The organism is Enterobacter sp. MGH 38 (assembly GCF_000492855.1).
GTDB classification, from domain to species: Bacteria; Pseudomonadota; Gammaproteobacteria; order Enterobacterales; family Enterobacteriaceae; genus Enterobacter; species Enterobacter hormaechei_C.
In genome coordinates this window covers 2,064,140-2,087,725 of the sequence record NZ_KI535608.1, presented here as the reverse complement: position 1 = coordinate 2,087,725, position 23,586 = coordinate 2,064,140, and the positions used below count along the sequence as shown (strand labels likewise).

At 54.9% G+C, this 23,586-nt stretch carries 21 protein-coding genes, 1 pseudogene and 1 riboswitch; of the genes and pseudogenes, 13 read left to right on the top strand and 9 right to left on the bottom strand.

Translation table 11 applies throughout. The features are described 5' to 3' along the window. Positions 1–33: 33 nt before the first annotated feature. The 4 genes from L384_RS01745 to L384_RS01760 are packed head-to-tail and all read left to right on the top strand — an operon-like array spanning position 34 to position 3,785. Positions 34–951, top strand: coding sequence for a glycine betaine ABC transporter substrate-binding protein OsmF (locus tag L384_RS01745; protein ID WP_003859284.1), 918 nt, complete (start codon positions 34–36; stop codon positions 949–951). 12 nt (positions 952–963) lie between these two features. Next, positions 964–2,121 carry an ABC transporter permease gene (locus tag L384_RS01750; protein WP_003859282.1) on the top strand — a complete coding sequence of 386 codons (1,158 nt, stop codon included), beginning with the start codon at positions 964–966 and terminating at the stop codon, positions 2,119–2,121. Beyond that, on the top strand, positions 2,114–3,064 hold the full coding sequence (locus tag L384_RS01755) for an ABC transporter ATP-binding protein (protein WP_003859280.1): 951 nt from the start codon (positions 2,114–2,116) through the stop codon (positions 3,062–3,064). Before L384_RS01750 ends, L384_RS01755 begins: the two co-directional genes overlap by 8 nt. Continuing rightward, a complete protein-coding gene (locus tag L384_RS01760; protein WP_003859277.1) occupies positions 3,048–3,785 on the top strand; it encodes an ABC transporter permease in 738 nt (245 codons plus the stop codon). The genes L384_RS01755 and L384_RS01760 overlap by 17 nt, the downstream gene beginning before the upstream one ends. Here L384_RS01760 and L384_RS22380 read toward each other — a convergent pair. Both L384_RS22380 and mlrA read right to left on the bottom strand, forming a co-directional pair. Further along, the gene (locus L384_RS22380; protein WP_022648678.1) at positions 3,760–3,873 is read right to left on the bottom strand and encodes a protein YohO; all 114 of its coding nucleotides are present in this window, start codon (positions 3,871–3,873) and stop codon (positions 3,760–3,762) included. The genes L384_RS01760 and L384_RS22380 overlap by 26 nt on opposite strands. A gap of 69 nt (positions 3,874–3,942) precedes the next feature. Then, positions 3,943–4,683 (bottom strand): HTH-type transcriptional regulator MlrA, encoded by a 741-nt coding sequence (mlrA, locus tag L384_RS01765; RefSeq protein WP_023324961.1) that lies wholly within the window; start codon positions 4,681–4,683, stop codon positions 3,943–3,945. A gap of 217 nt (positions 4,684–4,900) precedes the next feature. Here mlrA and L384_RS01770 point away from each other — a divergent pair, with 217 nt between their 5' ends. The 3 genes from L384_RS01770 to L384_RS01780 are packed head-to-tail and all read left to right on the top strand — an operon-like array spanning position 4,901 to position 7,816. Beyond that, entirely contained in the window at positions 4,901–6,586 is a 1,686-nt protein-coding gene (locus L384_RS01770) for a sensor histidine kinase (RefSeq protein ID WP_023314534.1), read from the top strand. After that, entirely contained in the window at positions 6,580–7,299 is a 720-nt protein-coding gene (btsR, locus tag L384_RS01775; protein WP_022648676.1) for a two-component system response regulator BtsR, read from the top strand. Before L384_RS01770 ends, btsR begins: the two co-directional genes overlap by 7 nt. 46 nt (positions 7,300–7,345) lie before the next feature. Beyond that, on the top strand, positions 7,346–7,816 hold the full coding sequence (locus tag L384_RS01780) for a YehS family protein (protein ID WP_023324960.1): 471 nt from the start codon (positions 7,346–7,348) through the stop codon (positions 7,814–7,816). A 109-nt stretch (positions 7,817–7,925) separates the two neighbouring features. Here the strand turns inward: L384_RS01780 and metG are convergent, their stop codons facing one another. Continuing rightward, positions 7,926–9,959, bottom strand: coding sequence for a methionine--tRNA ligase (gene metG, locus L384_RS01785; protein WP_023324959.1), 2,034 nt, complete (start codon positions 9,957–9,959; stop codon positions 7,926–7,928). 137 nt (positions 9,960–10,096) lie between these two features. Between metG and apbC the strand changes: the two genes are divergently transcribed. Then, complete coding sequence (apbC, locus tag L384_RS01790; protein WP_003859263.1) at positions 10,097–11,206, top strand: iron-sulfur cluster carrier protein ApbC; 1,110 nt, start codon at positions 10,097–10,099, stop codon at positions 11,204–11,206. An 89-nt stretch (positions 11,207–11,295) separates the two neighbouring features. On the opposite strand, the gene L384_RS01795 is transcribed toward apbC, so the two are convergent. Both L384_RS01795 and L384_RS01800 read right to left on the bottom strand, forming a co-directional pair. Then, positions 11,296–11,775, bottom strand: a complete 480-nt coding sequence (locus L384_RS01795; RefSeq protein ID WP_032609688.1) for a GNAT family N-acetyltransferase — start codon at positions 11,773–11,775, stop codon at positions 11,296–11,298. Further along, on the bottom strand, positions 11,726–12,058 hold the full coding sequence (locus L384_RS01800) for an RcnB family protein (RefSeq protein WP_003859260.1): 333 nt from the start codon (positions 12,056–12,058) through the stop codon (positions 11,726–11,728). The genes L384_RS01795 and L384_RS01800 overlap by 50 nt, the downstream gene beginning before the upstream one ends. Before the next feature lie 480 nt (positions 12,059–12,538). On the opposite strand from L384_RS01800, the gene L384_RS01805 reads away from it, so the two are divergent. From L384_RS01805 to L384_RS01815, 3 genes are read left to right on the top strand one after another with little or no spacing between them, the layout of a single operon-like run. Then, positions 12,539–13,678 carry a polysaccharide export protein gene (locus L384_RS01805; protein ID WP_032628327.1) on the top strand — a complete coding sequence of 380 codons (1,140 nt, stop codon included), beginning with the start codon at positions 12,539–12,541 and terminating at the stop codon, positions 13,676–13,678. Then, the gene (locus L384_RS01810; protein ID WP_023324957.1) at positions 13,678–14,127 is read left to right on the top strand and encodes an arsenate reductase/protein-tyrosine-phosphatase family protein; all 450 of its coding nucleotides are present in this window, start codon (positions 13,678–13,680) and stop codon (positions 14,125–14,127) included. Before L384_RS01805 ends, L384_RS01810 begins: the two co-directional genes overlap by 1 nt. Next, positions 14,127–16,325, top strand: a complete 2,199-nt coding sequence (locus L384_RS01815; protein ID WP_023324956.1) for a polysaccharide biosynthesis tyrosine autokinase — start codon at positions 14,127–14,129, stop codon at positions 16,323–16,325. The genes L384_RS01810 and L384_RS01815 overlap by 1 nt, the downstream gene beginning before the upstream one ends. A 44-nt stretch (positions 16,326–16,369) precedes the next feature. On the opposite strand, the gene L384_RS01820 is transcribed toward L384_RS01815, so the two are convergent. The 4 genes and pseudogenes from L384_RS01820 to L384_RS22875 all read right to left on the bottom strand — a co-directional run bounded on the left by L384_RS01820 (position 16,370) and on the right by L384_RS22875 (position 21,262). Beyond that, on the bottom strand, positions 16,370–17,836 hold the full coding sequence (locus L384_RS01820) for a pyridoxal phosphate-dependent decarboxylase family protein (protein ID WP_023324955.1): 1,467 nt from the start codon (positions 17,834–17,836) through the stop codon (positions 16,370–16,372). A gap of 18 nt (positions 17,837–17,854) precedes the next feature. Next, positions 17,855–19,231 carry a diaminobutyrate--2-oxoglutarate transaminase gene (locus tag L384_RS01825; RefSeq protein WP_032628325.1) on the bottom strand — a complete coding sequence of 459 codons (1,377 nt, stop codon included), beginning with the start codon at positions 19,229–19,231 and terminating at the stop codon, positions 17,855–17,857. Positions 19,232–19,542: 311 nt separating this feature from the next. Further along, a pseudogene (locus tag L384_RS22855) lies at positions 19,543–19,986 on the bottom strand (hypothetical protein). 184 nt (positions 19,987–20,170) lie between these two features. After that, positions 20,171–21,262, bottom strand: a complete 1,092-nt coding sequence (locus tag L384_RS22875; protein WP_071789853.1) for a YadA-like family protein — start codon at positions 21,260–21,262, stop codon at positions 20,171–20,173. Between the two features lie 615 nt (positions 21,263–21,877). Further along, positions 21,878–21,974, top strand: a riboswitch (TPP riboswitch). Between the two features lie 35 nt (positions 21,975–22,009). On the opposite strand from L384_RS22875, the gene thiM reads away from it, so the two are divergent. Together thiM and thiD are read left to right on the top strand one after the other, a co-directional pair. Beyond that, positions 22,010–22,780: a hydroxyethylthiazole kinase gene (thiM, locus tag L384_RS01830; RefSeq protein ID WP_023324952.1), complete on the top strand. Its 771-nt coding sequence runs from the start codon at positions 22,010–22,012 to the stop codon at positions 22,778–22,780. Continuing rightward, a complete protein-coding gene (thiD, locus tag L384_RS01835) occupies positions 22,777–23,577 on the top strand; it encodes a bifunctional hydroxymethylpyrimidine kinase/phosphomethylpyrimidine kinase (RefSeq protein ID WP_023324951.1) in 801 nt (266 codons plus the stop codon). Before thiM ends, thiD begins: the two co-directional genes overlap by 4 nt. The last annotated feature ends 9 nt before the right edge of the window (positions 23,578–23,586 follow it).

The window sequence follows — 23,586 nt, the reverse complement described above, 5'->3', positions numbered from 1 at the left end:
TGAAAAAGGCCACAAAATAATGAGGAAAGCAGAATGACGATGATTAAGGGGATAACAGGGTCGGCGGTGCTTCTGGCGGCGCTGAGCCTGCCGTTACAGGCCGCAGAGCCGGTTAAGGTGGGTTCCAAAATTGATACCGAGGGCGCGTTGCTCGGCAATATCATTTTGCAGGTACTCGAAAGCCACGGCGTGAAAACGGTCAATAAAGTACAGCTTGGCACCACGCCTGTCGTGCGCGGTGCCATCACTTCCGGCGAGCTGGATATCTACCCGGAATACACCGGCAACGGGGCATTCTTCTTCAAGGATGAAAACGATCCGGCCTGGAAAAATGCCAAAGCCGGGTACGAAAAAGTCAAAAAGCTGGACGCAGAAAAAAATAAGCTGGTCTGGCTAACGCCGGCACCGGCCAACAACACCTGGACCATCGCGGTGCGCAAAGATATCGCCGAGAAAGGCAAGCTCACCTCGCTTGACGATCTCAGCCGCTACCTGAAAGAGAAGGGCGAGTTTAAGCTCGCGGCCTCGGCAGAGTTTATCGAGCGCGCTGATGCCCTGCCAGCGTTTGAAAAAGCCTATGATTTCAAGCTCGATCAGGCACAGCTGCTCTCTCTGGCAGGCGGCGACACGGCAGTGACCATTAAGGCGGCGGCGCAGCAAACCTCCGGCGTCAACGCGGCGATGGCCTACGGCACAGACGGCCCGGTCGCGGCGCTTGGCCTGCAAACCCTGACCGACCCGAAAGGCGTTCAGCCTATTTACGCCCCAACCCCGGTCGTGCGCGAGGCGGTGCTGAAAGCCTACCCGGATATTGCGGAATGGCTCAAACCGGTATTTGAAAAACTGGATGCGAAAACGCTGCAACAGCTGAATGCCAGCATTGCCGTTGAGGGGCTGGATGCCAAAAAAGTGGCTGCCGACTTCCTGAAACAACAAGGGCTTGTGAAGTAACGGGATAAGGCTGTGCCAATAAAATGCCATAACCGCGTCCTGCTGCTGTTGGCCTGTGTGGCCATCGCGGCGGTCGCGTTACCTTTTGTGAATGTCGCGCCAAACCGTCTGGTGTCGGGCGAACCGCGCGCGCTCTGGCAGATCTGGGCATTTACGCCGCTGCTGCTGGGCGCGGCGCTGGCGAGTACTGTTGCTTTAGCCTTCTGGCCGGGGCGAACCGCCCTGTGGCTGACGTTTTTGCTCAGCGAAGCGCTGTTTATCGTACTGTTCTGGAGCGCGGGACAGGCGGCAACGCAGATGGCCGCGGTTGAAAGCCCGCTGGCGCGCACGTCGGTTGGTAGCGGGCTGTGGCTGTGGCTGGCACTTTGTCTGCTGGTCTGTAGCGATGCCATTCGCCGTCTGACGCCGCAACCCGTCTGGCGCTGGCTGCTGAACGCGCAATTCTGGGTTATCCCTCTGCTGATCCTCTTCAGCGGCGATCTGAATCAGCTCTCGCTGTTAAAAGAGTACGTCAACCGCCAGGAGGTATTTGACAACGCGCTGGCGCAACATCTGACGATCCTGTTCGGGACGCTGATCCCGGCGCTGCTGCTGGGCGTGCCGCTGGGCATGTGGTGCTACCGACATACCAGCCGCCAGGGCGCCGTCTTTACCGTGCTCAACGTTATTCAGACCATCCCCTCCGTCGCCCTGTTTGGCCTGCTGATTGCCCCCCTCGCCGGTCTGGTGAAATCCTTCCCTGCGTTGGCTGCGGCAGGCATTGCCGGAACCGGGCTGACGCCAGCGCTGATTGCCCTTGTGCTGTATGCGCTGCTGCCGCTGGTGCGCGGCGTGGTGGCGGGGTTAAGCCAGGTTCCGCCCGACGTGCTGGAAAGCGCCCATGCGATGGGGATGAGCGCGCGCCAGTGTTTCTGGAAAATACAGCTGCCGCTTGCGCTTCCGCTGCTGGTTCGCAGCCTGCGGGTGGTGACAGTGCAAACCGTGGGGATGGCGGTTATTGCCGCGCTGATCGGGGCGGGCGGCTTTGGGGCACTGGTCTTCCAGGGGCTGCTCAGTAGCGCGCTGGATCTGGTGTTGCTGGGCGTCGTGCCCACAATTGCGCTGGCGGTCGTACTGGATGCCCTGTTTGCCCTGTGGCTCGCGCTGCTCAGGAGAAGAGCCAATGATTGAATTTCATGATGTGAGTAAAACCTTTGCGGGCCGTCCGGCGGCAAGCCACCTTAATCTGCATTTTGCCGAGGGGGCGTTCTCGGTATTGATCGGGACATCGGGGTCGGGAAAATCGACGACGCTGAAGATGATCAATCGGCTGGTGGAACACGACAGCGGGACGATTCGCTTTGCCGGAGAGGAGATCCGCAGCCTGCCGGTGCTGGAGCTGCGGCGGCGTATGGGCTACGCCATTCAGTCCATCGGCCTGTTTCCCCACTGGACGGTGGCGCAGAACATTGCCACCGTGCCACAGCTGGAAAAATGGTCCCGGGGGAAGATCAATGAGCGTGTCGACGAACTGATGGCGCTGCTGGGCCTGGACGCGTCGCTTCGTAACCGCTATCCGCACCAGCTTTCCGGCGGACAGCAGCAGCGGGTCGGGGTGGCGCGCGCGCTGGCCGCTAACCCGCAGGTACTGCTAATGGATGAGCCCTTCGGCGCACTGGATCCGGTCACCCGCGGCGCACTTCAGGCCGAGATGAGCCGCATCCACCGTATTCTCGGGCGCACCATCGTGCTGGTGACGCATGATATCGACGAAGCACTGCGGCTGGCCGATCGTCTGGTACTGATGGATCACGGCGAAGTCGTCCAGCAGGGTACGCCGCTTGAGCTGTTAACGTCGCCGGCAAACGATTTTGTGCGTGAATTCTTTGGCCGCAGCGAGCTGGGCGTCAGGCTGCTCTCGCTGCGCACCGTCAGGGACTATCTGCGTCCGCAGGATGCGCAAATCGGTGGTGAACCGCTGCACGATGGGATGAGCCTGCGCGATGCCCTGTCGGCGTTTGTCGCCCGGCAGTGTGAGGTGTTACCCGTTTCGGACGGGCAGGGGACACCATGCGGGACGATCCATTTTCGCGATCTGCTGGCGGGGGAGGTGACGCGTGAAGTGGGTCCGTGATCCGTTACTCTGGCTGACAGGGCTGTTTATCGCCTTACTCTACCTGATGCCGCACAGCGCGGCGCTGTTTAATGCGCTTATTCCCGGGCTGCCACGTCCGGTATACCAGCAGGAGAGCTTTGTTAATCTCACCCTGGCGCACTTCTGGCTGGTGGCGGTGTCAAGCGTGATTGCTATCGTGCTGGGCACAGGCGCCGGTATTGCGGTGACGCGGCCTGCGGGCAGGGAGTTCCGTCCGCTGGTGGAGACCATCGCCGCAACGGGGCAGACCTTCCCGCCGGTGGCCGTGCTGGCGATTGCCGTGCCGGCGATCGGTTTTGGGCAGGAGCCTGCCATCATTGCGCTGATTTTGTACGGCGTGTTGCCCATTCTGCAAGGGACGCTGGCAGGGATTGCGGCGGTGCCTGCATCGGTGCTGAGCGTAGCGGAAGGAATGGGGATGAGCGCCTGGCAGCGGCTGGTGAAGGTCGAACTGCCGCTGGCCGCACCGGTGATTATCGCTGGCGTGCGAACGTCCGTGATAATCAACATTGGTACGGCAACCATCGCCTCGACGGTCGGAGCCAATACGCTGGGAACGCCGATCATTATCGGGTTAAGCGGGTTTAATACGGCTTACATTATTCAGGGGGCGATTCTGGTTGCGCTGGCGGCAATTGTGGTGGATCGCCTGTTTGAACGCCTGGCCGGATACCTCAGCCAACACCGCCGCGAACAATAAATGAATAACCTGCAAGCATAACGCCACCGATACCGCTGACAGCCATCAGTGCAAAAAGGGTAATTACGGCCAGTTTCGTTGCCTTCATCATGTGCTCCTGTTGTTAACGGAACAATTATACGGTGAAGCGCAGCTGTTAATGAACCATTAAATGCCGTTACGACGCATTTGGACCCAGTGAGTAAACGGGATAACCATGTTCGCGCCACTCCGTAAGGAGCTGCTGCTGGGAAGCGGAGGGGACTTCGCCGCACCAGACCAGCAGCGTCTGTCCCTCAAACAGTTCCGGCCTGAGCTGGGCCAGGGAGTGGGCAAGCACGTCAACGCGCCAGCCCTGCTGGGTGGCAATCCAGGCTTCGAGCCACAGCCGGGTGGTATCGTGTACGTTCCAGCCGATCACCAGTGCATCTTTGCTGTTTTTATTCCGCGCTGAGGCAAGACAGACGGAAATATAGTTAATCAGCACGCCATCAAGCATGCTGAGCAGCGCCTGTAAGGTGGCTTGCTGACACTGAAGCCGACGCCGTAGGGGAATAAAAAGATGAGTGATCAGGGTTTGCGCCGGGTAGTCTCGACCCTGTTCTTTGATCCAGCCGCGCAGACGCTGCAAATTGCCACTCTGCAACAGCCTCAGCAGGGTTTCCTGCTGCTCGCGCCAGAGATGCTGCGTATCAGGATCGTCCTGGCTTAGAAGCGATTTTACCTTGCCGACCTGTACGCCGTTGTCGATCCAGCTTTTTATCTCGCGGATCCGGTCAATATCCGCATCGTTAAACAGGCGGTGCCCGCCGTCCGTTCTTTGCGGCTTAAGCAATCCATACCGTCGCTGCCACGCCCGTAGCGTAACGGGATTGATATCACACAGGAGTGCCACTTCACCTATTGTGTAAAGCGCCATTTTCGCCCCCAGGCTTGCGCGTCCCCAGCTTAACTGTAGACCCACTTTGCGGAACCAGGAAGATTTGATTCTTTTTGTACAAATTATACGAAAGAAAGGTTATCTCCGGCAAAAGGTGTGATGACGGACACGATTTATCGCTTTTTTGGCACGTTTCAAAGAAAGTTAACCGCTATCAGTGTATGTTACGCGTTTTTAGAATGTGCGGTTTGTGAGTATGTACGAGTTTAATCTGGTGCTGCTGTTGCTTCAGCAGATGTGCGTGTTTCTTGTCATCGCCTGGTTGATGAGCAAAACGCGTCTGTTCATTCCGCTGATGCAGGTCACCGTCCGTCTGCCGCACAAATTCCTCTGCTACGTCGTATTTTCCATATTCTGCATTATGGGGACCTGGTTTGGTCTCCATATAGAGGATTCCATCGCCAATACGCGCGCCATCGGCGCGGTAATGGGCGGGCTGCTCGGAGGCCCGGTCGTGGGCGGTCTGGTGGGGTTAACCGGCGGCCTGCACCGCTATTCGATGGGCGGTATGACGGCGCTAAGCTGCATGATCTCCACCATTGTCGAAGGGCTGCTCGGTGGTCTCGTCCACAGCTATATGATTAAGCGCGGACGCCCGGATAAAGTGTTCAGTCCCTTTACCGCAGGGGCGATTACCTTCGTGGCGGAAATGGCGCAGATGGCGATCATCCTGCTGATCGCGCGCCCGTTTGACGATGCGTTACATCTGGTCAGCAGCATTGCCGCACCGATGATGGTCACCAATACCGTAGGTGCGGCGCTGTTTATGCGCATTCTGCTCGACAAACGCGCCATGTTCGAAAAATACACCTCGGCATTTTCTGCCACCGCCTTAAAAGTTGCGGCGTCGACGGAAGGGATCCTGAGGCAGGGATTCAACGAGGAGAACAGCATGAAGGTGGCGCAGGTGCTGTATAAAGAGCTGGATATCGGGGCCGTGGCGATTACCGATCGCGAAAAGCTGCTGGCGTTTACCGGCACCGGCGACGACCACCATCTGCCGGGCAAACCGATCTCATCGGCCTATACCCTGCGCGCTATTGAAACGGGTGAAGTGGTGTATGCCGACGGAAATGAAGTGCCGTACCGCTGTTCCCTGCATCCGCAGTGCAAACTCGGCTCTACGTTGGTCATTCCCCTGCGGGGCGAAAATCAGCGCGTTATGGGCACCATTAAGCTTTACGAAGCCAAAAACCGCCTGTTCAGCTCCATCAACCGCACGCTGGGGGAGGGGATCGCCCAGCTGCTTTCGGCGCAAATCCTGGCGGGGCAGTATGAACGGCAAAAAGCGCTGCTGACGCAGTCAGAAATTAAGCTCCTGCACGCTCAGGTGAATCCGCATTTCCTGTTTAACGCGCTTAATACGCTGAAGGCAGTGATCCGCCGCGACAGCGATCAGGCCGCGCAGCTGGTGCAATTTCTGTCGACCTTTTTCCGCAAAAATTTGAAGCGTCCCTCGGAGATCGTCACCCTTGCGGACGAGATTGAGCACGTAAACGCCTATCTGCAAATTGAAAAAGCGCGCTTCCAGTCACGTTTACAGGTGTCGTTATCCGTCCCGGATGAGCTGGCGTATCAGCATCTTCCGGCCTTTACCCTGCAACCGATTGTAGAGAACGCCATTAAGCATGGGACCTCGCAGCTGCTGGGTACCGGAGAAATCATGATTTCCGCTTCCCGTTTTAACCACCATCTGGTGCTGGATATCGAAGACAACGCGGGGCTGTATGAAGCTTCCGCGTCAGGCGGTCTGGGCATGAGCCTGGTGGATAAACGCCTGCGCGCGCATTTTGGTGACGACTGCGGTATCACCGTTGCCTGTGAGCCAGACCGCTATACCCGAATTACCTTACGATTGCCGCTGGAGGAGAACGCATGTTAAGAGTGCTGATTGTTGATGATGAGCCGTTAGCACGGGAAAACCTGCGTGTCCTGTTGCAGGAGCAGAGTGATATCGAGGTTGTGGGGGAATGTGCCAATGCCATTGAAGGCATCGGTGCGGTGCATAAACTGCGCCCTGACGTGTTGTTCCTCGATATTCAGATGCCGCGCATCAGCGGGCTGGAGATGGTCGGCATGCTCGACCCGGAGCACCGTCCCTATATCGTCTTTCTGACGGCCTTTGATGAGTACGCGGTAAAGGCGTTTGAAGAGCACGCGTTTGATTATCTGCTGAAACCGATTGAAGAGAAACGGCTTGAAAAGACCCTGACCCGTCTGCGCCAGGAGCGTACCGCGCAGGACGTGACGCTGCTGCCGGAGCATCAGCAGCCCCTGAAGTTTATCCCCTGTACCGGGCACAGCCGGATTTACCTTCTGCAAATGGACGACGTTGCTTTTGTCAGCAGCCGTCTGAGCGGGGTATACGTCACCAGCGCCGAAGGCAACGAAGGCTTTACCGAGCTGACCCTGCGCACGCTGGAGAGCCGCACGCCGCTGATCCGCTGCCATCGTCAGTATCTGGTGAACATGGCGCACCTGAAGGAGATCCGCCTGGAAGATAACGGCCAGGCCGAGCTGGTGTTACGTGCCGGGCAAACCGTTCCCGTCAGTCGTCGCTACCTGAAAAGTTTGAAAGAGGCGATAGGGCTGTAAAACTGATACACTGCGCGCCATTGCATCATCGACATTCGAAGGCTCTATGCTAAGTAACGATATTCTTCGTAGCCTGCGCTACACCCTGAAAGCGAACAATAATGACATGGTGCGCATTCTTGCGCGCTCCGACATGGAATCCACGTCCGCCGGGTTCGACACCTGGATGACTAAAGAAGATGAAGAGGGTTTTGTTCGCTGCCCGGACATCATTCTGTCGGGCTTTCTGAACGGCCTGATCTACGACAAGCGCGGCAAAGATGAATCTGCTCCTGAGCTGGCGCTGGAGCGTCGGGTGAATAACAACACGGTGCTGAAAAAACTGCGTATTGCTTTCTGCCTGAAAACTGACGACATTCTGGCGATCATGACCGAGCAGAAATTTCGCGTGTCGATGCCGGAAATCACCGCCATGATGCGCGCGCCGGATCATAAGAATTACCGCGAGTGTGGGGATCAATTTCTGCGTTATTTCCTGCGTGGGTTGACGCAGCGGGTGCATAACCAGAAGGGGTGATTTTTAGCCGGATGGCGGCTTCGCCTGACCCGGCCTACAAAACCCGTCGGCCCGTGCAAGCGTAGCGCCGCCAGGCAAAAAAAAGCCGGATTCTCATCCGGCTTTTTTATTACTTCACCTGCTGACCCGGCTTCGCGCCTTCGTCAGGGCTTAACAGGAAGATGTCTTTTCCGCCCGGGCCTGCGGCCATCACCATCCCTTCGGAGATGCCGAAGCGCATTTTACGCGGCGCCAGGTTTGCCACCATCACGGTCTGACGACCGATCAGCACCTGCGGATCAGGGTACGCGGAACGAATGCCGGAGAAGACGTTACGTTTCTCGCCGCCCAGATCCAGCGTCAGACGCAGCAGTTTGTCAGAGCCTTCCACGAACTCCGCGTTTTCGATCAGCGCCACGCGCAGGTCGACTTTAGCGAAATCATCAAAGGTGATGGTCTCCTGAATCGGATCGTCCGCCAGCGGGCCGGTCACCGGTGCGGCAGCCGCTTTCACCTCTTCTTTGGATGCTTCCACCAGGGCTTCAACCTGCTTCATCTCGATGCGGTTGTACAGCGCTTTAAAGGTGTTCACCTTGTGGCCGAGCAGCGGCTGCTGGATGGCATCCCAGGTCAGTTCGGTGTTCAGGAATGCTTCCGCGCGGGCTGCCAGCTGCGGCAGAACCGGCTTCAGCCAGGTCATCAGCACGCGGAACATGTTCAGACCCATGGTGCAGATCGCCTGCAAGTCGGCGTCGCGACCTTCCTGTTTCGCCACCACCCACGGCGCCTGCTCGTCCACATAGCGGTTGGCCACGTCTGCCAGCGCCATGATTTCGCGAATGGCTTTACCGAATTCACGGCTTTCCCAGGCTTCGCCAACCGCAGCGGCGGCGTCGGTGAAGGTTTTATACAGCTCAGGATCGGCCAGTTCGGCAGAAAGCACGCCGTCAAAGCGTTTGGCGATAAAACCTGCGTTACGGGACGCCAGATTCACCACCTTGTTGACGATGTCCGCGTTCACGCGCTGCACGAAATCTTCCAGGTTCAGGTCGATATCGTCGATGCGGGAAGAGAGCTTCGCGGTGTAGTAGTAGCGCAGGCTGTCCGCGTCGAAGTGGTTCAGCCAGGTGCTGGCCTTAATAAACGTCCCGCGAGATTTAGACATCTTCGCGCCGTTCACCGTTACGTAGCCATGTACGAACAGGTTGGTCGGCTTGCGGAAGTTGCTGCCTTCCAGCATTGCTGGCCAGAACAGGCTGTGGAAGTAAACGATGTCTTTACCGATGAAGTGATACAGCTCGGCATCGGAATCTTTCTTCCAGTATTCGTCGAAGCTTACGGTGTCGCCGCGCTTGTCACACAGATTCTTGAAGGAGCCCATGTAGCCAATCGGCGCATCCAGCCAGACGTAGAAATATTTGCCCGGTGCGTTCGGGATTTCGAAGCCAAAGTATGGCGCATCGCGGGAGATATCCCATTGTTGCAGACCGGATTCGAACCACTCCTGCATTTTGTTCGCGACCTGCTCCTGCAATGCACCGCTGCGGGTCCACGCCTTCAGCATTTCGCTGAACGACGGCAGGTCGAAGAAGAAGTGCTCGGAGTCACGCATCACCGGCGTCGCGCCGGAAACCACGGATTTCGGTTCGATAAGCTCGGTCGGACTGTAGGTCGCGCCGCACACTTCGCAGTTATCGCCGTACTGGTCCGGGGATTTACATTTCGGACAGGTGCCTTTAACGAAACGGTCCGGCAGGAACATGCCTTTTTCCGGATCGTACAGCTGAGAAATGGTGCGGTTTTTAATGAAACCGTTCTCTTTCAGACGGGTGTAGATCAGCTCCGACAGCTCGCGGTTTTCGTCGCTGTGTGTGGAGTGATAGTTGTCATAGCTGATGTCAAAGCCAGCAAAATCGGTCTGATGCTCCTGACTCATTTCGGCGATCATCTGTTCCGGGGAAATGCCCAGCTGCTGCGCTTTCAGCATGATCGGCGTGCCGTGGGCATCGTCCGCACAGATAAAGTTCACCTCGTGGCCGCGCATTCGCTGGTAACGGACCCAGACATCAGCCTGGATATGCTCCAGCATGTGGCCGAGGTGGATTGAGCCGTTGGCGTACGGCAGGGCGCACGTTACCAGAATTTTTTTCGCGACTTGAGTCATAGTAGGCATTACTTCTTTTAACTGTGAAAAGGGTTTTCGATATTACCAAAAGGGGCATTATTAAGTAAGCACAAACCGCGGCCTTTCAGGTAAACTTGTTTGTCTAAGGTCTTATTCACAAGAACAAAGGAGTCGGGATGAGTTCTCAATCCCAGGCCAAATCACCGGAAGCCTTACGAGCAATGGTCGCCGGGACGCTGGCTAATTTTCAGCATCCAACCCTGAAGCACAATCTCACGACGCTGAAAGCGCTTCATCACGTCGCATGGCTGGACGATACGCTGCACATCGAGCTACAGATGCCGTTCGTCTGGACCAGCGCCTTTGATGCCCTGAAAGAGCAAACCAGCTCTGAGCTGCTGCGCATTACCGGCGCAAAAGCAATTGACTGGAAGCTAAGCCACAGCATCGCCACGCTCAAGCGCGTGAAAAATCAGCCGGGCGTTAACGGCGTGAAGAACATCATCGCCGTCAGCTCTGGCAAGGGAGGGGTGGGTAAATCATCTACCGCCGTGAATCTGGCGCTTGCACTGGCGGCAGAAGGGGCGAAGGTCGGCATTCTGGATGCGGATATCTATGGCCCGTCCATTCCAAACATGCTGGGGGCGGAAAACCAGCGTCCAACTTCGCCGGACGGCACCCACATGGCGCCAATCGTGGCGCACGGTCTGGCGACCAACTCCATTGGATATCTGGTTACTGACGATAACGCGATGGTCTGGCGTGGCCCGATGGCCAGCAAAGCGCTGCTGCAAATGTTGCAGGAGACAATGTGGCCTGACCTCGATTATCTGGTGCTGGACATGCCGCCGGGCACCGGTGATATCCAGCTGACGCTGGCGCAGAACATTCCGGTTACCGGCGCCGTCGTAGTCACCACGCCGCAGGATATCGCGCTGATCGACGCCAAAAAAGGCATCGTCATGTTCGAGAAGGTAGAGGTGCCGGTACTGGGTATCGTCGAGAACATGAGCATGCATATTTGCAGCAACTGCGGACACCATGAGCCCATCTTTGGTACCGGCGGTGCGGAGAAGCTGGCTGCGCAGTATCACACCCAGCTGCTGGGGCAGATGCCGCTGCATATTTCCTTGCGTGAAGACCTGGACAGCGGGAAACCAACGGTGGTCAGCCGCCCGGACAGCGAATTTGCCCAGATGTATCGCCAGCTTGCAGGGCGCGTTGCGGCGCAGCTCTACTGGCAGGGAGAAGTGATCCCGGGTGAAATCGCCTTCCGCGCGGTGTAACGCCTCTGCGCGTTAGTGCCGGGTGACGGCTTTGCCTTACCCGGCCTACCTCGATTTTGTAGGTCAGGTAAGCATAGCGCTACCTGACTTTACCCAAGCCGATAGTGCATCAAATAATACTCCCCGTCCGGAGAATCTCCCGTCGCTTCAATGTGCCAGCCGTGGCGATGGTAAAACGCAATAGCCCGTTCATTCTTCACCAGACACTTCAGCGCGCCTGTACTGGTAAACGTCTTCTGTACTTGTTCCAGTAACAAATGACCCACTCCCAGACGCTGATACTGCGGATCGACAAACAGGTTGTGCAGAAAATTATCGTTCGTCCAGACTGAGGCAAAGCCAAGTCGGTGCCCATCCTGCTCCGCCACCCAAATCTCTTCGTCCAGGGTTGCCGCGTCAAAATCTTCAAGCTGCCACGCAGAACTGTCCAGCCACGGCCAAGCTTCACGCCGGGCGTGGAGGAACAGCGTGCGCAGGAAAGGGCGATCGCTCTCCTGCCACGGACGGATTAGGATCGTATCAGCGGTGATAGAAAATATCTCCGTTATAGGCTTTGTAGATTTTGCCATCGGCATCGCCAATCAGAACATAATTCTCGCCCATGTAGGTCCAGTGTGTGCCGGCATCGGGCGCAGGAAGGTTACGTAGCTGGTACTGTTTGATGGTGTACTCGGGCGTCTGATACTGCGCGGGCGCGGTGTCGCCAATTTTGAACTTCGTAAAATCGGCAATAAACTCTTGTTCTTCGTAGGCCTTGATGCCGGAAGGCGCTGTCGACGCTTGCGGTGCAGCGTGCGCGGCCCCCGCCAGTGACACTAATACACCCAGAAGCAACAATTTACGCTTAGCCATTTTTTCTCCAGTCATATCGTTACTGATACTTTTTGTGTGCAGATCCGCAAACGGATGGCAGACAGTTCATTTTAAGTATCCTCACAGGGTGAGTTTGCAAAAAATGTAACAAAAGCGCACGGTTTTGTGTAGTCGCAACCGTCATTAATTATTTCTTCGATGAATAAATATTGGCTTACGCAGATAACATAATTATGGGTTTATTAATTAATTCTGAAAAAACTTTTTCAAAGCAAATTTACAAAGATCCAGGCATGCATTAAACGAATAGAACATTTAAGATTGCCCGAAACCCTCTTTCCTAATCCGTAAGTCAGACGATGCATGGCTGTAAAAGCCAGGCCGCAGGAATGCTGTGGTTTTTTAAATATTACTGCCATCACTGTTAATTAATTTAGCGGTAAGGGGTTGTTTTAGAATGGAAAGCATCATTTCGGCACGTATTCGATAATCAATACTATAAAAAGATATTTTTACTCAATGAAAAACACAACAGTCTTTTCGATATTGTTTTTAATTATTACGCCATTATCTGGCTGCGTATTTTCACCGGGTCAGCATCTGGATCTTGCTGGAAAACAGGTGATGGCCACAGAAAATGCAAACGATCGTCTGGAGAAGCGGATTGATGTTTATCCTCTTACGCCTTCGTTAATTGAAAAATTGCGACCATCGGCCCTGAAATCTCAGGCAAATCCTAAGCTGGATGAACAGGTCAAAAACTGGGAATACCGTATCGGCGTTGGGGATATTTTGACCGTCACCGTCTGGGATCACCCTGAACTGACAACCCCGGCAGGGCAGTATCGCAGCGCCAGTGACACCGGTAACTGGGTTAATGCCGACGGTACGCTTTTCTATCCTTATGTCGGTAAATTGCAGGTGGCAGGCAAAACGGTCGCACGGGTACGCGAGGAGATCACGGCCCGGCTGAACAATGTCATTGAAAGTCCGCAGGTGGACGTCAGCGTCGCCTCTTTCCGCTCGCAAAAAGCCTATGTGACGGGCGAGGTGGTGAAGTCGGGGCAGCAGGCTATCACCAATATCCCGTTAACGGTAATGGATGCCGTGAACGCCGCAGGGGGGCTCTCTGCCGACGCGGACTGGCGCAATGTCGTGCTGACGCATAATGGGAAGGATATGCGCCTCTCGCTATATGCGCTGATGCAGCATGGCGATCTCACCCAAAATAAGCTGCTCTATCCCGGCGATATTCTGTTTGTCCCCCGTAACGATGCGCTGAAAGTGTTCGTCATGGGCGAGGTCGTTAAACAGAGCACGCTGAAAATGGATCGCAGCGGCATGACCCTGGCCGAAGCGCTGGGCAGTGCGGGTGGGCTGAACCAGAATATGGCCGATGCCACCGGAATTTTTGTCATTCGTTCGCTGCCGAAAAGCGAGCGTTCAGAGAAAATTGCCAACATCTACCAGCTCAATGCTCAGGACGCATCAGCCATGGTGTTAGGCACCGAGTTTCAGCTTGAGCCTTATGACATTGTCTATGTCACCACTGCACCACTGTCCCGCTGGAATCGCGTGATATCACTGCTTGTTCCGACCATCAGCGGGGTGCATGACCTTACCGAAACGGTTCGTTACATCAGATCGTGGCCGCAATAATGTTCAAATCAATACTCGTGGTTTGCACCGGAAATATCTGCCGTTCTCCGATTGGGGAGCGGCTTTTACGCCAGCACCTGCCCGACAGACATATCGCCTCGGCGGGGATATACGGGCTTGAGGGGTGCCCGGCGGATGACAGAGCCCAGGACGTGGCCTGGCGGCATGGGATCTCCCTCGACGGTCATGTGGCGCGCCGGCTGACACGCAATCTGATGCAGGGAGCCGATCTTATCCTGGTGATGGAGCCGGAACATCTTCGCTTCATTGCGGCCATGGCGCCGGAGAGCAGGGGAAAGTCGCTGCTTTTTGGGCAATGGCTGGAGCCGCAGGATATCCCCGATCCCTACCGTAAAAGCCGGGAAGCGTTTGAATATGTGTTCGGGCTATTGGGTAAAGCCAGCCAGGAATGGGCACGTCGTTTAGGTCAGAAAGGAATGAAGCATTAATGTCGTCTTACACAACAGACAATTATGGTGCAGCGGCACCCCAACAACATGAAGTCGATCTCGTTCGTTTGCTCGTCGAGATGATCGACCACCGCACGATGATTCTGTGCGTAACATTCCTGTTCACTCTATGCGCCGGTCTCTATGCCTGGGTTACGCCCCCTGTTTATCAGGCGGATGCCATGGTGCAAATAGAAAGCAAACAGGATAACAGTCTGCTTAAAGGGTTGAGTCAGCTGGGCACCGATGTTTCGCCGGATGTTGCCCCTGAAATTTTACTGCTGAAATCACGCATGATCCTCGGCGAGACCGTCGACAAATTAGGTCTGACGCAGCAGGCAAAGCAGCGCGTTTTGCCTGTGGTGGGGCGTCTCTGGCAGCGTCTGCAAGGGCGTGGGCAGGGTAAGATCACGTTAGGCGAACTCCAGATCCCGCAGGTGGAGGGCAAAGCGCAAGAGCTCACGCTGACCGTACAGGAAGCGGGAAAATATCACCTGACGGGCGAAAACATTGAGGCAGACGGTCGGGTTGGGAAAACGCTGGTCACGCAAGGGATCGTTCTGCTGGTGACGTCGATTGAGGCGACGCCAGGCACGCAATTTTCGCTTAAATCGTTGACGCGGCTGGAGACGATCAACGCCCTGAAGAAGAGCCTCACGGTTGCGGAGTCGGAGAAACAGAGTGGTATCGTGACCTTAACCCTGACGGGTGAAGATCCTGACAACATCGCCCGGGTGCTAAATGCGATTGCTGACAATTATCTTCAGCAAAATATCGCGCGCCAGGAGGCTCAGGATTCTCGTAGTCTGGATTTTTTACAAGAGCAGTTGCCGAAAATCAGAGCGGATCTGGATCAGGCTGAAGCACGGCTGAATGCTTATCGGGCGCAGCGTGACTCGGTGGATCTGTCTTTAGAGGCAAAATCCGTACTGGATCAGGTAGTGAACGTTGAGAACCAGCTAAATGAGCTGACGTTCCGGGAGGCAGAGATCTCCCAGCTCTTTAAAAAGAGTCACCCTACCTATCGTGCATTGCATGAAAAGAGACAGACCCTTGAGCGGGAACGGGATCGCCTGAATAACCGTGTGTCAGCTATGCCCTCCACGCAGCAGGAGATTTTACGCCTGAGCCGCGATGTTGAGTCGGGCCGCACCATTTATTTACAGCTATTGACGCGTCAGCAGGAGCTGAATATTTCCCGCTCCAGCGCTGTCGGGAACGTGAGGATCATTGATGAGGCGGTTACGCACCCGGATCCGATAAAGCCGCGAAAAGCGTTAATCATCATTCTTGGTGCGCTGTTCGGCCTAATGCTCGCAATGGGGACCGTGCTGGTACGCCAGGCGTTCAAACGTGGGATCACGCTTTCCGAGCAGCTGGAAGCGCAGGGGCTGCCGGTTCTGGCTACGTTGCCACGTTCCCAGTGGCTGTGGAGTAAAACGCATTTGCGCAGAAAAAATCCGTTCTCTCGTCGCTGGAAACACAAAACCTCGGATGTGCCTTTCCTGCCCGTCGATCGCCCTGCTGATATGTTTGTTGAAGCGGTACGCGGGCTGCGAACCAGTCTGTATTTCGCCATGATGGAGGCTGAGAACCGCATTGTGATGATTTCTGGCCCCACTCAGGACTGCGGAAAAACGCTGGTGGCGACGAATCTGGCGGCCGTCGCCGGGCAGAGCGGTCAGCGGGTGCTGTTTATTGATGCGGATATGCGCCAGGGCTATGTTCATAATATTTTTGGCCTGGAGAACCGCTACGGATTGTCCTGCCTGCTCGAAGGGAAATGCGACTTTACAGAGGTCATTCAGCATGCTGAAAAAGCGGGGATTGACGTCATCACCTGCGGCCCGGAACCCCTGCGTCCGTTAGAATTGCTGTTAAGCGAACGCTTCCTTGACATCATGTCCTGGGTTAACGAGCAATATGACATTGTCATCATCGATACACCGCCAGTCCTGGCCGTCACCGATGCCTCGCTGGTCGCCAGAGCAGCCGGAACAACGCTAATGGTTGCCCGTTTCGATAAAACCAGCGTGAAAGAGATGGAGAATACTGTTAAACGTCTCCAGCATGTTGGTGTGAAGGTCAGCGGCACAATCCTCAACGATATTGTTAAATCCGCAGCGCTGTTTTACAGCTCGGGGTACAGCCAGTGTGATTACGGTTATGCTTCGAGGAAAAAAGGAGACAGGCGTTAGAGCGGGAAAAACAATCCCTCTCCCGGGTGGGAGAGGGATAAGCATTACTTCGCCATCACTTCCTGCGCGGTACGCTCAACCAGAGACAGCAGGACTTTAACATCCTCCAGCGTCACGGTTGGGTTCAGCAGAGTCAGCTTCAGGCAGGTGATACCGTTATGCTCGGTCACACCGACGTTTGCACGGCCAGACTCCAGCAGCGCATCGCCAATTTTCTGGTTCAGCAGGGCAATACCGGCGTCATCCATTTGCGCCTGCGGACGGAAGCGGAACAGCACGCTTGCCAGCTGGGGTTGCATCACCAGTTCCAGAGCAGACTGCTCTTTCACGTAAGCCGCAACCTGCTGTGCCAGCGTCACGCCGTGATCGATGATTGCCGCGTATTGCTCCTGACCCAGCGCTTCCAGGCTCATCCACAGTTTCAGCGCGTCGAAACGGCGCGTGGTTTGCAGAGATTTGGAGACCAGGTTAGGTACACCTGCTTCTTCATCGAACTCAGAGTTCAGATAGGCCGCCTGATAGCGCATCAGCTCATAGTGACGCGCTTCCTTCAGCAGGAACGCACCGCAGCTGATGGTCTGGAAGAACTGCTTGTGGAAGTCCAGGGTGACGGAATCCACCAGCTCGATACCGTCCAGGTAGTGACGATACTGCTCAGACATCAGCAGCGCGCCGCCCCAGGCCGCATCAACGTGCACCCAGATATTGTGTTTCGCAGCCAGCTCAGCAATAGCACGCAGCGGATCGATAGCACCCGCATCGGTCGTACCGGCCGTGGCCACAATCGCCAGGATCTGCTCGCCGTTCGCGTTGCACTGTTCGATTTTCGCCGCCAGATCGGTGAGATCCATGCGGGAGAATTCGTCCGTTTTCACCTGCACCACGGACTGGTAGCCCAGACCCATCAGCGCCATGTTTTTCTGCACGGAGAAGTGTGCGTTTTCCGAGCACAGAACGCGGATCTTACGCAGATCGCCTGTCAGACCGTCCTGCTGAACAGAATGGCCCTGACGCGCAAAGAACGCGTCACGCGCCAGCATCAGCCCCATCAGGTTACTCTGGGTACCGCCGCTGGTGAAGACGCCTGCGTTGCCAGCCTGATAACCCACGCGGGTACGCAGCCACTCGATCAGTTTGATCTCAATGATGGTTGCGGACGGGCTTTGATCCCAGGAGTCCATACTCTGGTTGGTGGCGTTAATCAGTACTTCCGCCGCCTGGCTAACCACCAGGCTTGGGCAGTGTAGATGCGCCACGCACTGCGGGTGATGAACGGACAAGCTGTCTTTCAGGAAGAACTCCACGGCGCGTTCAATCGCCGCTTCGTTGCCCAGCCCTTTCGGGTTGAAATCCAGCTTAATACGGTCGCGCAGCTCCGCGACCGTTTTGCCCTGGTACATCTCAGGCTGTTTCAGCCACTGCATCACAGCCTGAGTGCTTTGTTCAATCGCCTGCTGGTAAGCTTCAATGCTCTGCGCAGAGGAGAACAAAATTGGGTTTGAATCAGACATCGTAATCAATAACTCCGGTTACGCCGGGCTAACGCCCGCAGCAAGCAGTGCCTGCTCGAATTTATCCAGGAAGACTTTCAGCTCGTCATCGCTGATCAGCAGAGAAGGCAGCAGACGCAGAACGATACCGTTACGGCCGCCACGCTCCAGAATCAAGCCTGCTTCGAAGCACTTCTTCTGAATCAGTGCAGACAGCTCGCCGTCGCCCGGGAAGCAATCCATGTGGTCAGCGGCTTCGTGCGGCTTAACGATCTCAATACCGATCATCATGCCCAGACCGCGAACGTGACCGATAACCGGATAGCGTTTCGCCATCTCTTTCAGCTGGCCTTTCAGCCATTCGCCCTGTGCGGCCACTTTGCTCGCGATATTCTGGTCTTTCAGGATCTTCAGCGTCGTCAGACCGGTTGCCATCGCCAGCTGGTTGCCGCGGAAGGTACCGGTATGGTGGCCTGGCGCCCATGCATCGAACTGCTTTTTGATACCGAGCACGGCCAGCGGCAGACCGCCACCGACTGCTTTAGACATCACGATGATGTCTGGCTCGATACCTGCGTGTTCGAAGGCAAAGAATTTACCGGTACGGGCAAAGCCAGCCTGGACTTCGTCGAGGATCAGCAGGATACCGTGTTCCTGAGTGACTTTACGGATGCGCTGCAACCACTCAACAGGTGCCGGGTTCACGCCACCTTCACCCTGAACGGCTTCGAGGATCACCGCGGCAGGTTTACGCACGCCGCTTTCAACGTCGTTAATCAGATTTTCGAAGTAGTAGGTCAGCGCCTTCACGCCCGCTTCACCACCGATACCCAGTGGGCAACGGTACTCGTGTGGGTAAGGCATGAACTGGACTTCTGGCATCATACCGTCAACCGCTTCTTTAGGAGACAGGTTGCCGGTGACGGACAGTGCGCCGTGGGTCATACCGTGGTAACCACCAGAGAAACTGATGATACCGCTACGACCGGTCACTTTTTTCGCCAGCTTCAGCGCCGCTTCAACGGCGTCAGCCCCGGACGGGCCAGTGAATTGCAGGCAGTACTCTTTGCCCTGACCAGGCAACAGAGAGAGAAGGTATTCTGAAAACGCGTCTTTCAGCGGCGTGGTCAGATCCAGGGTATGTAACGGCAAGCCGCTGGTAATGACATTTTGGATGCTTTTCAGCACATCAGGATGATTGTGTCCAAGCGCGAGGGTGCCTGCGCCTGCTAAACAGTCAAGGTATTCTTTATTATCTGCATCGGTGATCCACACGCCTTCTGCTTTTGTGATCGCTAAAGGCAGTTTGCGCGGATAACTCCTGACGTTAGATTCAAATTCGGCCTGACGGGCCAGATAGGTTTCGTTGCTTTTGTGGGCATCTACGGTGTCAATACGGACTTTATCCGTCATCATATCACTCCTACAACCGCCGCTTCGTTATGAGCCACGATTGAATAAAAAGTTAAAAAACAGATGGGGCCTGAAAAAAACGCCGCCAATATAGAGCCTTTTGTCACCGGGCTCAATGGTTAATTTGTTTACTGTTTTGTGACACAGGGCACAGGGCAGGGAAGAACGCCGTTTGTATGGGGAAGATTGCACTTTATGCTAAATAAAAACAGCAGCTTACGTATGATTTGTCAGCATTGTAAAATCAGACAAAAGAGTGTGACAAATCGTGCGATTGGCAGGCGAAAAGGAGGCAGAGAGCCTCCTTACGCTGTTTATTTCTGACTAACGCGTAAAACGCCGTGTTCGCGTCCCTTCGTTTTATTCCATGACGCGTCCGTAATACCGTTTTCATCCAGGCTTATCGATATCACAAAACCGTTACCATGGATCTCATAGAAATTCGCATTCAGACGTTTAACGCTGGCTTTTTTGCCGTTCACGGTAGCGCTAAAAAAGCCGTTAGAAAGCGTGGCGTTAACCGTGTCCGACGAGAACGAGGCTTCACGCAGGGGATCGTGAACGGATGCCGTTGGTTCGTGTTGTGCCGTGTTTTCCGCTTTGGTTTTGCTGACATCGCAAGAGCCATCGCCAGCGCTAATTTACGTGCATCCCGAACGTTCTAATTGAGCGCGATAATGGTCGTTTATGGCGTGCGCAGGCGAGACACAACCTGCAAGCACGGTACCACTTATGACTAACATCATTAATTTTTTCATTTTATTGCCTTAAAAACGACACAAATACCAGGAGACATACATCACGCCGATCCAGATCCCGACCGAAATCAGCATTAGATACAGGGCTACCGAAATAAAAATATATTTAGACATCTTTTTGTATCAACGAAATGCTCATCCGCAAAATGAGGCTTTATACTTGTCCCGACGATTGTTTTACGCTTTAAAAGCCCATACCAATCCCAACCGAAGCGCCCATATTATTCGCAGTGTCATCTGAGAAGCTCACTTTCGCGATGACATGGGAATTAAAGTTAACGGACGCACCGACAGCAAGCGCGCTCTCACCGTTGTAAGTCGCACCACCAGCAGAGAACATGACGCGCTGATTGGTTTGCACTTGTGGCAAACCCGCCATCGCCATCGCCCCTGAAATACCGGCATTAGCCTGCTTCTTATTATTGTCCACTTCATCACGCAGAGATTTAAATTGCTGGCTGGTGTTAGTATTCATTGCCTGTAATGACTGCCTGGTGGCTTGCAGATCCTGCGTGGCGGCAGTAACAGCCATGCTATTTTTAGCGACCTTCGCCTGGGTAGCTGTATCCAGCTGTCGTTGTGTCACGGTGGTTGTCACACCATCTTTACCGTTATGACCGTCTGCACCGTCGCGACCGTTTCTTCCCGCAATGCCTTGTGCGCCAGTATCACCCTTATCACCTTTCATACCTGTCGCGCCAGCATCGCCTTTTTCACCCTTCGCGCCAGTTACACCGGTATCCCCTTTATCGCCCTTTGCGCCAGTCGCGCCGGTATCCCCTTTATCACCCTTTGCGCCAGTCGCACCGGTATCCCCTTTATCACCTTTCGCTCCATCTGCACCGTTGATGGGTTTAGGTGCATTTTCGAGAGCAGTAAGGCGGCTATCCTGAATATTATCGACGTGTTGAAGGTTGATAATGGCTGTGCCGTTAGTCGCCACACCCTGTAAGGCCGTCTCACTTTTCAGACTGGCGGTATCGGCAAGTGCGCCAGCAAGCAACGCTTTCTGATGTGCGTCGTTAGCCATTTTATCCACGACTAACACGCCCAGTTTTGTGGACTGAAGGTCGTCGTTAACCTGCGTTAAGCGGTTATCCGTTGCGCTATCACGGTTAATACTATCAGCGTTGTTTTGTGTAATTTGATCTTGATGGTCATTTACAATATTAGTGATTTGCTGATCGTCCCAAACCGTATTCGCGGCTTCAGCCTGGCTCATTGTACCCGCTAAGACAATGCCCATTACAAAAATAGCAGTAAAGTTTTTATTCATAGATTTCATTTAAAAAGCTCACATCATTAATTATCGAAAATACTGAAGCTGAACAGCTTTATTTTTTGGATTTAAAAAACGGTTGAAGATTATCTAAATCTTATTTAGTAACGAGAGTGAACTATCAATTAAACGCAAACCAATGATGTTGATCTAAGTCATAAATACTATGAATAGTTCCGAGGGCGTAAAAGTCATTTTGCGGTTGTTATTAATGTAAACATTAAAGTGAAAATGACGAGGAAAATGAGAGGGTCAGATTAAGTAATTGACAGAAATAAATTTCTGCAAAATAAATGTTTGCATTGATGCCTGAGTTTATTTCATACGAAAGCAGGTGGGCTGTCTTATAAAATCACTCCCGGTGAGTCATTATGGATAAAAATAAAATTTCTCAGCACAAAAAGTAAATATTATATTTAATGAGTTCTTAACAAATATGGCGGGATAATTAACTGAACAATAATGTATACATATTGAGCGTAGTTAATATCTTGTCGTTTATTGTTCGTTACAGGGGGTTAACGGACAGCCCAAAACTCCTTGCACCCGGGTTACCCCCCGGTTACACTACATGACTACGAAATGCCATTTTGTAAGTAACTGTTTTATAAGTAATTTGACTCGGGGTGCCCTTCTTTGTGAAGGCTGAGAAATACCCGTATTACCTGATCTGGATAATGCCAGCGTAGGGAAGTCAGATGCCTACCCGGTCATCGCTTCTTCACGCACGGCAGGAGCGAAACCATGCAGCCTGACCTGCTCGACTCACACGTTTTACATCAATTCCGAACCCGTTCCCCGCTCACGCATTGTATGACCAACGATGTCGTGCAGACCTTCACCGCCAACGTGCTGCTCGCGCTGGGCGCTTCCCCGGCAATGGTGATCGAAGCCGAGGAAGCGGAACAGTTTGCCGCGCTTGCCGATGCTCTGCTCATCAACGTGGGTACACTCACCGCACCGCGCGCCCAGTCGATGCGTCGGGCTATTGAGAGCGCTGTAGCCGCGGGCACACCCTGGGTTCTGGATCCGGTTGCGGTTGGCGCGCTGGCGTTCCGCACCCGTTTTTGCCAGCAAATATTATCCCTTAAACCTGCGGCCATTCGTGGAAACGCCTCCGAAATCCTCGCCCTTGCCGGAATGAGTGCGGGCGGGCGCGGGGTTGATTCCACCGATACGGCAGCGAGCGCGTTGACCGCTGCGCAGACGCTCGCCCGTCAGACCCATGCCGTTGTGGTCGTCACAGGAGAAGTGGATCACATCACTGATGGTCAGCGAACCCGTACGGTCGCGGGCGGCGACCCGCTGATGACCCGCGTGGTAGGAACTGGCTGTGCGCTCTCGGCGGTCGTCGCCGCCTGCTGCTCGCTGCCTGGCGACAGGCTTGATAAAGCGACGGCTGCCTGCGGCTTCATGAAGCGCGCAGGGTCAGTTGCCCTGACTCAAAGCCGGGGGCCCGGCAGCTTTTCCTCCGCGTTTCTGGACGCGCTTTACGCGCTGGAGGAACAGGTATGACACGCATAAATGCCCTGACTATTGCGGGAACCGATCCCAGCGGCGGAGCGGGGATCCAGGCAGACTTGAAAACCTTCTCTGCGCTCGGCGCTTATGGATGCTCGGTTATCACCGCGCTGGTGGCGCAAAACACGCGCGGTGTACAGTCGGTGTATCGCATTGAGCCGGATTTTGTCGCCGCACAGCTGGATTCGGTATTCAGCGATGTACGTATCGACACCACCAAAATTGGCATGCTCGCAGAGGCGGACATTGTTGAAGCTGTTGCTGAACGTCTCAAACGTTATCAGATAAAAAACGTGGTGCTCGATACCGTGATGCTGGCCAAAAGCGGCGATCCGCTGCTCTCCGCCTCGGCCGTCGACACCCTGCGTAAAAAGCTGCTGCCGCAGGTGGCGCTGATCACGCCAAACCTGCCTGAGGCCGCCGCGCTGCTGGATGCGCCACACGCGCAAAACGAACGTGAAATGAAAGAGCAGGGCAATGCGCTGCTGGCGATGGGGTGTCGCGCGGTACTGATGAAAGGCGGTCATCTCGATGATGCAGAAAGCCCGGACTGGCTCTTCACCCACGATGGCGCGCAACGTTTCACCGCCCCGCGCGTACGGACCAAAAACACCCACGGCACGGGCTGTACGCTCTCGGCGGCGCTGGCGGCGCTGCGTCCCCGAAACGCGAACTGGGCGGATACGGTACAGGAGGCGAAGATCTGGCTCTCGGACGCGCTGGCAAAAGCCGATTCTCTGGAAGTGGGTCACGGTATTGGGCCGGTTCACCATTTTCATGCATGGTGGTAAGCCGTATAC